This window comes from Myroides fluvii (genome assembly GCF_009792295.1).
GTDB lineage: Bacteria > Bacteroidota > Bacteroidia > Flavobacteriales > Flavobacteriaceae > Flavobacterium > Flavobacterium fluvii_A.
This window is the reverse complement of sequence record NZ_CP039934.1, coordinates 3553490-3566701: the sequence shown is the minus strand read 5'-3', so window position 1 is coordinate 3566701 and position 13212 is coordinate 3553490. Positions and strand designations below refer to the sequence as shown.

The window sequence follows — 13212 nt, the reverse complement described above, 5'->3', positions numbered from 1 at the left end:
CCTTAACGAGAGAATTGAAGTAAATAGCAAAAGAGGCACATGTGCCTCTTTTGCTATTTACTCAATAAGTTTTTATAGATAATATCATTCAATAGTGCTTCTTTGCGCAATCGGGCAATGGGCAGCTGTACCCCGTGAATCAGTACTTTATTTCCTGAGATAGAACTCATGTGATTCACGTTAATTAAGTAGGATTTGTGTATTCGAAAGAAGTGATCCTTAGGCAGAAGATCCTCAATAGCAATCATGGTTTGATGGATGATGTAATTTTTATCTGCCGTGTGAATCTTCACGTAATTCTGCATTCCCTCAATGTAGCGAATGGAGGTCCACTGTATTTTGACAAAACTATCCTCGTGTTTGATGTACATCGAACCATCAGATAGACCTATTTCTTCTTTATTTTGATGTTTGAGATCATGCCATTCTTTAGCTTTTAGGGCCGCTTGGAAGAAGCGTTTAAAAGTAATGGGTTTGAGTAGGTAATCCACAATCTGCAAGCGATAGCCCTCTAGGGCGTGTTCGGAATAGGCCGTGGTAAAAATAACCATAGGCGGTTGGTTGATGGATTCTAAAAAATCAATTCCCGAGAGATAGGGCATATTAATATCCAAGAAGAGCAGATCATAGTTGTCTTTACGCATTAACTCTTGTGCCTCAAGGGCAGAACCACAAGAAGCTTGTGCGATTAAGAAATCCACTTGTGCGATGAAATCCACGATGGCTCTTCGCGCTAAAGGTTCATCGTCTATGACGAGACATTTGAGTGGAAGGGGCGTTTTAGCTGTGGTTAATTGCATGGTGTAAATCGATTTGGAGTACTACAGTAAAGGTATCTTCTTTTTGTGTCATTTGAAAGGAATGCGCGTTGGGATACTGCATGTTCAATCGCTCGGTAATGTTGAGTAAGCCAATGCCTCCTTGTTGTTTTTCTCTTTTGTAGGTGTCGTTATACGAATTTTCAATGGCTAAGGTCAGTTTTCCCTTTTCCTCTTGGCATTGAATGTGTACATACCCCTGTTGATGGGGTAATCGAGAAACGTGTTTAAAGGCGTTCTCAACGAGCGGTACTAAAAGTAAAGGGGCAATTCGCAGTTGTTTGGTTTCAATTTTCCAAGTACATACTACCTCTAGTTCTTCTTGCCAGCGAATTTCTTCTATGGCTACTAAATCTTGTAAGTATTGAATTTCCTGGTAGAGGAAAACGAATTTCTGATTGCATTCATACAGTTGATAGCGCAAGATATCCGAGAACTTAAGCAATACCGTTGAGGCTAATTCAACGTTGGATTGCATGAGGATGTGAATGTGATTGAGTACGTTAAACATCAAATGAGGGTTGATCTGATCTTGTAACAATTTAATTTGAGCTTCTAAATGTTCTTGTTTTAGCTTGGCGTTTAGTTGTTCAATCTTATGGTGTTCCTCATAGAATCGAATTCCACAAGTTGTAGTGACAATTGCCATGGCTGAAGGAATGGAATTGAACAATTTAGAGATAAACAATTCTTTCCAGGTTTGTACATCAGATCGAACCAATACTTGTTCATCTCCAATAAAATAAGGAAATAGAGTAAAGCAGAGCGAGACTAAAATATTGAGCACCATAACGCCAAGAAAGAATTGAAGGAGAAAGTGTTTCATTCGTCCTTCTTTTAAGGCTTTAGGCAACACAATATCACTGAGATAATGAGAAATACCAATAAAAGAGGCCATCACAAAAGCCGTGTACAACATCCAATAGTAAAAGGGATGGTCGCTGAGGTACACATAGGGCCATAGCGAAAAGGTTAGGATAGACCAGAAAACAATAAAGAACAGCCGCTTATGTTTGTGAATAGGAGTAGTCATAGATGTGTTTTGTATACTGCAAAGGTAAAGAAATGACATTCATTGGATTGCTTGTGTACTTTTTTGACCACTGGTTGCTGTAATTTGACGATTGGAAGTAATGGAATAGGATTTATAAAAAAAAGCATAGAGGAAATAGTTCTTCTATGCTTTTTTGTGCTTGAATTTACAAGAAGTAATAGCTCAATCCCAATTGTACCTGGTTGGATTTCGATTCGCTGTACAAAAGATCGGCTTGAACAAAAAGGCGATCAAAGTGATACTGTGTGGTAATTCCGCCCGAAAATCCCAAAGCAGAGGATTTACTTAGGTTGTTTAAATTTCCTGCTATATTCGCGTGATTGGAACTTACTTTTACCCCTAATTGAAAAGAGCTTTGTGCATTGATACTGTTTACTGCTAGGAGCATACCTAAGCTAAATAGGGTTGCTTTCATGTTGAAAATTTTGAATTATTTCGGCAAATAACTTGTAGTTTTAGCATGGAGACAAGCTTCTTTGACCAATGGTTTATACTTGTTGATTACTAGTGTAAACGGACAGAGCAGAAGTCTATTCGTTTTCAAAAATGCTCATCTTTTCGTCATAGATGGAACTTGTTATACCTAAGAAATGGAGCACACTGTGAAAGACGTGATGTTGAGATAACAAAGTATTGGGTTTTAGTTTTGTATTATCGTCCGATACCCATACAATAAATGGAATTTCATATTGTTCTTTTGGAGCAATGCGCATCGGTAATCCATGCATATACAAGTTTTTCTCCCCTAGGGACTCGCCGTGATCGGAAACGAATAACAAGGTGCTTTTGAAGTCCGTTAAGGTCTTGAGGTCTTCGATGACGCGATGCAAGAGATAATCCGTATATACAATGGTATTGTCATAGGCGTTGATGAGTGACTCTTGTGTACAATTGGATAGATCTACACTGGTGCAAACAGGAGTGAATACTTCAAAAGCAGGAGGGTATTTGGTGTTATACGTTGGGCCGTGACTCGTACTGGTATGCAGCACAACCAAGATTTTGTTTTTAGTACTCGCTAAAATATCCTCTTTGAGGTTAGTTAAGAGGATTTCGTCATACCCACAAGTACCGCTGTCACATAGCTTTCTTAAGTCCTCCTTACTTTGGTAATGAGCGATGTGAACAGGAGGTTCTCCCCAATTCGTTGTCTTCCAAATGACTTCTACCTGGTTTCGATAGAGGTAATTGGGTAATATTTCATATAAATCTGAACTGTCTTTGTGTTCCAAAATACTCTTTACACCCGCTGTAGTATAGGTAGCAGAAGAGTTCGCTTTGAAGGGATAGACGTTTTTTGTTTGAGCGAGCAGTGGGTTGGTGTTTTTCTCATACCCATATAAAGAAAAGTTCTGTCTTCTTGCGGATTCCCCAATGACTAATACCACGATGGATTTTTCCTCATTTGTACTTGTGGCATCAGGTAAGCGTATTTCTTTTTTGTTTTTTTGCGCTTGATGAATATAAAAAAGTGCCGTATTGACGGTATAGGACCAAGGCATGGCTAGTCCTCCTAATTGTTTGGAGTGCTTGTCAATCCAAAGCAGCTGGTTGGCATTGAGGGCAAATAGACCCAACAGGAGTCCCAAGGCCAAACCCAGTCGAATAAAAAAGGTTTTTCGCGTTTCGCGTTCAATGGAAATTCGCCAGAGCAGCATACAAGGTAAAGCGCCCAACAACAAGAAGTAGACCACCAATTTCAAGGAAAAAAAGCTACTGGATTCTTCTGTATTGGTATTGAGAATATTACCCATCATACTCTCATCGATAATAACGCCATAGGTATGAATAAAATAAACAGCAATGGCATTGATGGTAAAGAAGAGAGACAGGAGCACTTTACCCCCTCGACGAGAGAGGGAGAACAAGAGGTAAAAAGTAAAAAAGTTAGCCGTGATCATCGTCAATAGCAAACTAAAAGAAAAAGGCAGCTGACGCAGTGTACCCGTTTCCAAATGTTTAAATACAAAATTGAAAAAAGGAAGGTGATACAAAATGGTGTTTAATAAACTCATCCAAAGGGCAACAAGACTAGTTTTATGATTTCTTTTGAACATAGGCTTTAGCAATTTTGTAAGAGGAGTAGCATAAACTGAGTAAAGCACAATAGTAAATAAACAGGTTTTCTTGAAAGATGCGCACAAGTAACACCACACTACAAGATAGGAATAAAACGAGAAATGCAGGGTAGTATTTTCTGTTGTGAATCCAAGGCCATAAGTTGTATTTTTGGGTAATACAGATGCCCAATAACCCTGAAATATAACCTAATACACAACCGACAAGTACATCTAAAGGGTAATGAGCCCCAACAGCCACACGTGTAAAGGCAAAGAGCAAGCCTAAACTAACCATTGCAATAAAATAAGAAATCTTATAACTTCTCTTTTTTGGAGCAAAGGCAAACATTAAAATAGTTAAAATGGTAAATAGGGTAATCGAATGCCCAGAGGGAAAGCTCGTGGATCCGGATAGTTTTTCACCAATAATATTGAAGGTGGTATAGTCAAAAGCCCTTGCTGGTCTAGGAATGGCAAACGCTTCTTTGAACAAAACCGCAAATGCCATTGAGATTAAAGATCCCGTAAGAATGGATTCCCATATCTTCGGAGCATACATAATGAGAAGGGTGAGAAAAGAGAGGAAAATTAAAGCATCGCCGAATTGCGTTAAATTGAATATAAGTTGGGGATGCTGATCAACGTAATGGTTGATAAAGTAAAACCACTTTTTTTGGATGTGTACATACCCAAATATGGACAGTGCATCAAAGAGATACAAGAAAAAGTAAATCTTGAGTAGCAAGGCGAAGGGAAGCAAAAATGTAAAGGACCGGGGTTGGATCGCATCAGTTGCAATATACTTATTCATGTTTTGGAATAAAGGAGTTAATAATTCTAGTTTTCTTATGTGTTAAGAAAGGGGGGTACAATAGTAGTCTGCACTAGTTCTTTCGTCAAAGAATAAGGATGAAACCAAGATGTACAAGGATAAAAGCATTGCGACGTAGCTCATTCCATTGCAGCGACACACTACAAGATTTAGACCATTTTTTAGTTCGAAAAAGGAGATAAAAAGGAACTTGGTTTACTATACGAATATTAACAGCTCAGAAGAAAATAAATCAAATAAAAAAGGAACCTTTTTAGGGATTTCTTACACGAATATTAACTAAATATTATGAATGATGAGATGCTCTCATAGGGTGCATTTAACCTGAATAAATAGCGTATTACTTGTTGTTTTACAACCGTAATGGAGGATGCCTTTTTTACTGCTATATCTTGGGATTAGTGCCCGCTGATTCTTGATATAAAAGAGTTTGGGGGGTAAAAGACAACGGATGTTATATCTCATAAGAATAAAATATTTTTAAATACGCAATCTTTTATTTACTACATTAGTTGTATACACCTAACAAAGTAAAGAAATGAGAAACGTTTTATTGTACTGTTTTGTGCTGCTGTGCAGCTTGCATGTTTTGGCAGGGCCGAGAAAAATTAAAGGAGTTGTATTGGCTAAGGGAGATGGGCTTCCATTACCAGGGGCTGCTGTTTTAGAAAAAGGAACAGAAAATGGTGTTGGTTCAAATGTCAATGGCGTATTTGAATTGAAACTACAGAATAAAAAAAGTGATTCTATTGTGTTTGCTTATATAGGGTTCCACACCCAAGAAATTAAGTTGGAAAAAGAAAAGGACTTTTATACCATTACTTTAGAAGAAGATTTAGGTGACGTTGAAGAAGTAATTATTATTCACAATTTAGATTCACCTATCAGGAAGAGAAGAGCAGGTTGTACCAACTAAAATTTCAGAGTAATTGGAGTACCGGATGTGAGTCGTACATCCGAAGCGCCTGTGGAGGTCAAAAAATAAAGTGAAGGTAGCGGGGCATTTCTCCCTATGCAACACCTAGCTCAAAACACCACTTAAATTAGGTTGGTGTTTTTTTATTTTCAATATTAATCTTTGATTTTCAGTTAATTAAGGGTTGTTGTGTTTGTTTTTTGACTGAAATAAAGCAAGGATTATTCAAATAATGCACTTATCTTTGAAGTATCACTAAATAGAAATAGAGGTAGGACTTAAGAAGTTATACAAGGTGTGGTTTCTACCTCTATTTTAAAGGTAAAAAAGATATCTTTTAAAAATCGATTGGACGGTGCATATACTTTTGTACAGGGTATGCTTGACTAAGTACAGAACTCCCCTTAGTTGTAGAATAAAACTTCTTCCTACTGCAAGTTAAAAGCGATATAGTCGTTTTTGTTTTTCTTGATTGAAAAGACGCTGTTTTTTTGATAAGAACAGCTGGATACAGGACGCCCCAGCGATACGTTAAAGCGAAGGTGCAAGCTGGTGTTTGATACTGTATGGATCAGGCTAATTATTTGAGGAGGTCAACTTTCACTTTAAAAAGTAGGGAAATCATGAATTAAAAAGTGTAACCATGGCAAATTTAGAATGGTTCCCTGTCAGTCCGGTCTTGGATGAACAAGGAGGGTTTTATGCTCTAAAAATAGCGGATGAAACGCAAGAGAGTTTAAAACCAGTAGAGTTGTCTAGTGGAGACCAATTGTTTTCACAGTCTGAAGTATTACAACGATCGATTAGTGTAAACCTAGCAGCAGAATTAGGTATTTTAACCAGTACTGCATCGGTGGTATTTAATTCGTATTGTTTTTGTTATGAAGTGATGTTATTTACAGATAAAATTACATCCACTCCTATCGCAGGTAAGATTTATGGAACGCGTTGGGGGGCGGGGTTGAGAATCATACTCAATGTCAGTGATTTTAAAGGGGATACTCAATTTAAATTTGGCGCCATTGCAGCTTCGGCAGAATTGGGTTTAGCCAAAGTAGAGTATCGCATTAACACCATTGGGTTTAATGACTCAGGCATGCTGAGCATGTTGCCAGATCCAGGTGAGTTTGATTTTGTTACTTACAGTAAAATTATTGCTACCTCCGCTTTTGTAAAGCAGTATATGGCAGATAATCTAAGTAAACTGACCCCACAACCTTTTCAAGTTTATTTATCCCGTGACTATAGCAATTATGATATAGATAAAGCGCGTTCGATCCTATATGCCGCCAATGCCGTGAAAGCTCGATTAAGTTTGCTCGATGCCATCCTAAAGGGCAAGGGCGTATACGATGAAAATTTGATTCGCAATTTTTATGCGCAAATGGGAATCACAGATGAAAGAGCTATACCAAGTAAAGATTTAAAAAAGAGAGCCAATCAATTTTTATCTTTTTGATAGGGGTGTACTCCATAGACTCTGATTTTATATCTATCTAATGAAGGTACGAGTAAGAGATTGTCCTAACGTGATGCGTTTGTACATTTTCCAGCTCTCTTGCTTGTACCTTTTATTTTAGTAGCTAAATACGCGATCGTATTCCCCTAAGAATACCTGAAAATTATCCGTATGCTTCGAGTACAATGCAGAAAAAGTTTCCATATCGAGATGCAAATCCGCTTGGAAGTTGACCTCAATATAGAAAAAATCAGAAGCATTTGTAAGGGGGCGTTGCTACACAAACAAAGGCAGTATACCCGACTAATAACAGTATTTCTTTTTACTAGAGCAAATAATGGTACTGTTCTGGAAATTGATGCCCTTTACCAAACCAAGATAATCGGGTAAATGAGCTTTTGAGAAAAGAAAAATGAGCTTTACAGTAAAAGAAAACCCTTTCCTTTTTGTACATTTATAGGAAGTAAAAAAGAAAATGTACCATGGCATCTACTACCTTTAAAACCCTTAATTATTCAGGGATTTTTCTTTCTTGTTATTCTGACTATAGTGAGAAATGCATTCACGCAACTCCTGAACATGTTTTGGTTTACGTGTATTCAGGAGAACAAATTATCGAAGATAGAAATAAGCGAACGAAAGTAAAAGCAGGTCAATGTGTATTTATTCGACGCAATCATCAGTTGACCATGTATAAAAATAGTGTTGGAAATGAACACTATAAAGGTATATCATTGACTTTTAACCGCAATGTATTACGAGAGTTTTACAGTAAATTAGATAAGACTCACTTGCCTCAACATGTATCGATTTCAGATAAAAGTGTTTTTACCATTGAGCAACGAGCCGATATTACCAGTCTATTTGAATCACTTACGCCTTATTTTGATCAAAATATTCAACCGAGTAAGGAAGTAATCGACCTTAAATTGTTGGAGGGAATTTATGCACTATTAAATAATGCAACGGTATTTTATCCGTTGCTTTTTGATTTTACAGAACCTTGGAAAATTGATATTCTCGATTTTCTCAATGAGCATTACAAAGATGATTTGACGATTGAACAAATCGCGACGTATACAGGACGAAGTTTAGCGACGTTTAAGCGAGATTTTAAAAAGATTAGTACGCTTACGCCTCAAAAATGGATGATTAAGAAGCGATTAGAGGCCGCTTATATCAAATTAAAAGAGGAACGAGCGAAGGTACAAGATGTGTATTGGGAAGTTGGATTTAAAAATCCCTCTCATTTTTCTACAGCATTCAAAAAGGAATACGGAATATCACCTTCTGAAATTGGCGTAAATTGAGCCGTAGAGCAAAGGGTTTTGAGCTGTACAGTAAAGAAAATAAACCCGATAGCTACTAATTTTGCAATACATCAAACGATTGATTTAAATAAAAAAATAATGAAAATGGAAACAACTCAGGTAAAAGCTTTTGGAACAGAAGCACCAGAAGCAGATTTAAAACAGATGAATATCAGCCGCCGTGCGGTAACAGCGAAAGACGTAGCCATTGATATTTTATATTGTGGCGTATGTCATTCCGATTTACATACAGCGCGTAATGAATGGGGAGGTACGCAATATCCCAATGTACCCGGACACGAAATTGTCGGACGCGTAACTCAAGTGGGATCGGCAGTAACCAAGTTCAAAGTAGGTGATTTAGTTGGTGTAGGTTGTATGGTCGATAGTTGTCGTACTTGTGATAGTTGTAAAGAAGGCGTAGAACAATATTGTGAAAATGGCAATATCGGGACTTATAACAGTCCAGATGTGCATTTAAACCAACAAACCTTTGGCGGGTATTCAGAAGCTGTTGTTGTAGACGAAGATTTCGTTTTGCGCGTTCCGACGAATTTAGATTTAGCAGCAACCGCTCCTTTACTTTGTGCAGGAATTACTACTTTTTCACCTTTGAGACATGCGAATGTAGGTCCTGGACAAAAAGTGGGGATTGTAGGAATTGGAGGATTAGGGCATATGGCAGTTAAAATTGCCAAAGCCATGGGAGCAAAAGTGGTTGTCATTACAACTTCACAATCGAAAGTGGAAGACGCTAAACGCTTAGGTGCAGATGAGGTTATTTTATCGACAGACAAAGAACAAATGAAAGCCAACGCACATACGTTGCACTTTATCTTGGATTGCGTGTCTGCCCAACACGATATCAATGCGTACATCAACCTACTGAAGAGAGATGGTAAACTAACATTGGTAGGGGCACCAGAACATCCACTGCCTGTTGCGGCATTTAGCTTGATTATGAATCGAATTAGCTTCTCCGGTTCTTTAATTGGCGGTATTGCACAAACACAAGAGATGCTAGATTTCTGTGGAAAACACAAGATCACCTCTGATATTGAAATGATTCAAATGCAAGAGATTAACCAAGCTTATGATCGCCTATTGAAAGGGGATGTCAAGTATCGATTTGTTATCGATATGGCTTCATTAAAAAAGTAAGAGAAAGACTTCCGAAAGGAGGTCTTTTTTTATGGAAGTAGGGGCATTTACCTACATCCTTTCATAAGAGAGAAAATGAACAACTGAATTAGAAGCTTTACGTTACTTAATAGCATTCGTTACTCCACACTATATATCTAAAAGGGCTTATGTCTTTGTCTTAAAAAAAGCACATGAGTTACCCTTCATTTGTTTCCGAAATGAGATGATTTATTTTTTTTAACAATAAGAGGGGTGTCAAACAAAAGCGGATAGGTGGTCGAGAGCGTACAATGCTAGTAACAGATCCCGTAATTAGACCTGCTGCCTCAATTGATTTACCTGTTATAAAAGATTTTAGTAGTACTATTCGTTCTTCCTTTTTACAAGAGATCAACTATAGATACAATATTAGAGGTTGGCTAACCCAAGTAAATAGTACGGGTAATTTAGAAGCGGGTGATTTTGGCAAGAAAGCTCTGTTTGCGATGAAGCTAAACTACAATACCTTGGATAGTGAAGGGATAGGTGAAGTCAAGAAGCTGTATAATGGAAACATCGTTGAACAAAGCTGGAAAACAGCACAAGACAATGTATTGCGTCGCTATAGTTATGGATATGATAAGTTAAGTCGTCTAAAAGCTGGAATTTATCAAGAACCAGAGGGAACTACGCCCCTTATAGGTTTGTATGATGAGCGCATGAACTACGATGTCAATGGAAATATTACCTCCTTAAACCGCAAAGGACGCAGTGTAAATACCGCTATTGCCTTGGATTTAGATCAGCTGACTTATAGTTATGATGGAAATATCCTACAAAAAGTAGAGGATGCCTCTAACAATACCGATGGATTCAAACAGGGGAGTACAGCTGCTAAACACTATGATTACGATAGTTTTGGTAACCTAAAAGTAGACCGCAACAAGGGAATTACTTCGATGAAGTACAACCATTTGAATTTACCAACCGAAGTTGTTTTTGCAGCCGGAAAAATTACTTATCTTTATACAGCCACAGGAGAAAAAGTGCAGAAGAAAGTCACCCAAGGCAGTAGCGTCGTGGTAACGGACTATGTAGATGGTTTCCAATACGTAGATGGAGTATTGAGTTTCTTCCCGACCGCAGAAGGATATTTCAATGCAGAAACACAAAACTATGTGTATCAATACCGCGATCACCTTGGTAATGTTCGCCTAAGTTATTCTGATTCGAATAAAAACGACAAGATAGACATTGGTGAGATCATTGAAGAAACGAATTACTATCCCTTTGGATTAGCGCATCAAGGGTATAATGAGAAGAATAATACCATAGGTGCGAATTATAAGTATCAGTATAATGGAAAAGAAAATCAAGAGGAGCTGGGATTGAACTTGTATGATTACGGAGCAAGGAACTATGATGCTGCGATTGGTCGATGGATGAATGTGGATCCGTTGGCGGAACAGTTCCCAGGATGGAATCCGTACCATTATGTACACAATAACCCGATTAATTTGGTGGATCCTACGGGGATGAGTGCGGAAGGAACAGGAGAAAAAGATAGTTGGTTTTCGAGAGCGTGGAGTTCATTTAAATCTTTTTTTTCTAGTGCGCCTAAAGCAAAGGTTAGTGTAGGTTCTCCAGAATTTCAAGGATATTTAGAAGATGAAGGAACTCCAAATCAGACAGGACAATCAAATAGTTTAACTCAAGCTATTTCAGATATAGGAGGAGGTACTCAAGTTATGAATACACATAGTCAAGCTATGGATGCTTCTACAAGGTCGGATGGTTCTAAGGATTGGACAGCATATGCAGCACATTCATTGTGGTTAGATAAGATTAATAATTTTGGAGGTGATATGGGGTCTGCAGGAACTCCTAGTCAGAGTAGAACCCCGAAGTCAATTCATTGGGAAGGTAAAACGTTTTCTCAGTATAAGGCGACATATTGGGCAACACGAACAAAGCCGATATATCAACCAATAAGGATGTCTAATGGTAATGTATTTAAGGTTTATGAAGAACTCCATCATCGTTTTATTCCTCAGAGAGCTACTTGGGCTCCTAATTGGTTGAAAAATAATAGATTGAATTTACAGCCGCTTAATTCAATACAGCATTCAATACATGATTCATATAGGTTTAGATTCTTACCTAAAGAGATAAAACAAGAAATTAAAAATGGAAATACTTTTGGATACTAATGTTTAATATATTTAAAAAAAAGAGAAAAAATAATATGCAAAGTTGGGAATTTGAATTATTAAAGGCTGTAGTCAAAAAACTACCTTTAAAATATTCGTTTTTGAATAATCAAATTACTCCAAAATTCATATTAGATATTGTACCAAATGAACTTTTGGGACATGGATGGAAGCGTATGATTGTCGATTTAGAGCTTTCTAAATTGTATATAAAGAAAGAGATTAATTATCAACTTATAGGTATAAAAATTTGTAATTTACTTGATCAAAGTTATAATGTAATGGCGCTTGATTTATATGATGGTATTTTGATAGGTTACAGAATAGAAGGAGATTTTAAAGAAGTTTTGTTTGATTTAGAAAACATAAATGTTGAATATTTAAGAGAAGTACCTTATGTTAATATAGATAAAGATCATTTAAAAAAAATAATGGGTAATGTTGATAACGATGTTCTACGTCAATTAGATATCGATATTACGTTTAAGATAAATGTTGATGAGGGGGAATTTTATGTAATTAAAGATTTAGGAGATGGAAATTACCTTTCAATGGATCAAAATGGAGCTGTTTATGGAATGATACATGATCCTTATGAAATTGAAAAACTTTTTGAAGATAAAGAAAGTTTTTATAAAGCATTGAAATCAGGAGATTTTAATATGATAAAATATTATAATATAAAAATGTTGTAGTTTTTGATATACAAAAAAAAACAATCGCGCGGATTTGACTTCGTTCGATTCGGCTAAAACCTCGGGTACAATCCGTGCGCATCAATTAAAAAAGAAGAAAAACCCGCTAGTCGAAAGATTAGCGGGTTTTGTTTATAAAATAGCTTGTAATTTTTGTGGTTTTACTCTTTTTATTAAGTACCATAAAAGTAACAAATGTATCACATATGGCGCATAGTTAAATTTTAGTTAAAAAAATTAGAGAGTAGCTATATTTTTATTGAAGAAGTCTTTAAACTTCTTGTTGGTAAGCATTTTATCAATAATTTTAAAGATGGTTTGCTTATCCTCTTCTTCTAATTGTTGGATCAGTTGAATTTGTTCCGCAGTGGTTTTATCTTCAATTACTACTTCTTTAGGCAGGATATTTTCATCGTAATTTAAAATTTCATCAGTAGATAAATTAAAGAGCTTGGAAAGCTTTTGCAGTTCTGCGACAGTTACATCACGCGATCCTTTTTCAATTTTACTATATGTAGATTTATCTACGCCAATATGCAAGGCCACTTCTTTTTGTAAAAGCCCTTGTTTTTCTCTGATTACTTTAATATTGTCTGCTAAATCCATAGTGTAAAAATAGAGTTTAAAGTGTAAAAATAGAAAATAAACAAACTAATTACAATATATGGAAAATATATAAACTTTTAAGTTGCTTATTTGTAAACTTATTTTTAGGTTTGTAGTGGTGAAATTAGCA

Annotated in this window: 12 protein-coding genes; 6 read left to right on the top strand and 6 right to left on the bottom strand. The window is 36.6% G+C overall.

Features of this window, described 5'->3' with window-relative positions; all coding sequences use genetic code 11:
• Window positions 1-53: 53 nt before the first annotated feature.
• The 5 genes from FBR08_RS15700 to FBR08_RS15680 all read right to left on the bottom strand — a co-directional run bounded on the left by FBR08_RS15700 (window position 54) and on the right by FBR08_RS15680 (window position 4743).
• On the bottom strand, window positions 54-800 hold the full coding sequence (locus tag FBR08_RS15700; protein WP_158963785.1) for a LytR/AlgR family response regulator transcription factor: 747 nt from the start codon (window positions 798-800) through the stop codon (window positions 54-56).
• Entirely contained in the window at window positions 781-1851 is a 1071-nt protein-coding gene (locus tag FBR08_RS15695; RefSeq protein WP_158963784.1) for a sensor histidine kinase, read from the bottom strand. The genes FBR08_RS15700 and FBR08_RS15695 overlap by 20 nt, the downstream gene beginning before the upstream one ends.
• Before the next feature lie 166 nt (window positions 1852-2017).
• Window positions 2018-2287, bottom strand: a complete 270-nt coding sequence (locus tag FBR08_RS15690; RefSeq protein ID WP_233266141.1) for a hypothetical protein — start codon at window positions 2285-2287, stop codon at window positions 2018-2020.
• Window positions 2288-2402: 115 nt separating this feature from the next.
• Entirely contained in the window at window positions 2403-3929 is a 1527-nt protein-coding gene (eptA, locus tag FBR08_RS15685) for a phosphoethanolamine--lipid A transferase EptA (RefSeq protein ID WP_158963783.1), read from the bottom strand.
• Window positions 3910-4743, bottom strand: coding sequence for a phosphatase PAP2 family protein (locus FBR08_RS15680; RefSeq protein ID WP_158963782.1), 834 nt, complete (start codon window positions 4741-4743; stop codon window positions 3910-3912). Before FBR08_RS15680 ends, eptA begins: the two co-directional genes overlap by 20 nt.
• Before the next feature lie 559 nt (window positions 4744-5302).
• On the opposite strand from FBR08_RS15680, the gene FBR08_RS15675 reads away from it, so the two are divergent.
• From FBR08_RS15675 to FBR08_RS15650, 6 genes are all read left to right on the top strand, one after another.
• Window positions 5303-5680: a carboxypeptidase-like regulatory domain-containing protein gene (locus FBR08_RS15675; protein WP_158963780.1), complete on the top strand. Its 378-nt coding sequence runs from the start codon at window positions 5303-5305 to the stop codon at window positions 5678-5680.
• Between the two features lie 643 nt (window positions 5681-6323).
• Entirely contained in the window at window positions 6324-7139 is an 816-nt protein-coding gene (locus FBR08_RS15670; RefSeq protein WP_158963778.1) for a hypothetical protein, read from the top strand.
• A gap of 482 nt (window positions 7140-7621) precedes the next feature.
• The gene (locus tag FBR08_RS15665) at window positions 7622-8449 is read left to right on the top strand and encodes an AraC family transcriptional regulator (RefSeq protein WP_158963776.1); all 828 of its coding nucleotides are present in this window, start codon (window positions 7622-7624) and stop codon (window positions 8447-8449) included.
• A gap of 105 nt (window positions 8450-8554) precedes the next feature.
• Window positions 8555-9610, top strand: a complete 1056-nt coding sequence (locus FBR08_RS15660; protein ID WP_158963774.1) for an NAD(P)-dependent alcohol dehydrogenase — start codon at window positions 8555-8557, stop codon at window positions 9608-9610.
• A gap of 272 nt (window positions 9611-9882) precedes the next feature.
• Window positions 9883-11781 carry an RHS repeat domain-containing protein gene (locus FBR08_RS15655; protein WP_158963772.1) on the top strand — a complete coding sequence of 633 codons (1899 nt, stop codon included), beginning with the start codon at window positions 9883-9885 and terminating at the stop codon, window positions 11779-11781.
• Window positions 11782-11816: 35 nt separating this feature from the next.
• Window positions 11817-12476 (top strand): fibroblast growth factor, encoded by a 660-nt coding sequence (locus FBR08_RS15650; RefSeq protein WP_158963770.1) that lies wholly within the window; start codon window positions 11817-11819, stop codon window positions 12474-12476.
• A 237-nt stretch (window positions 12477-12713) separates the two neighbouring features.
• Here the strand turns inward: FBR08_RS15650 and FBR08_RS15645 are convergent, their stop codons facing one another.
• Complete coding sequence (locus FBR08_RS15645; protein ID WP_158963768.1) at window positions 12714-13082, bottom strand: helix-turn-helix domain-containing protein; 369 nt, start codon at window positions 13080-13082, stop codon at window positions 12714-12716.
• Window positions 13083-13212: the final 130 nt, after the last annotated feature.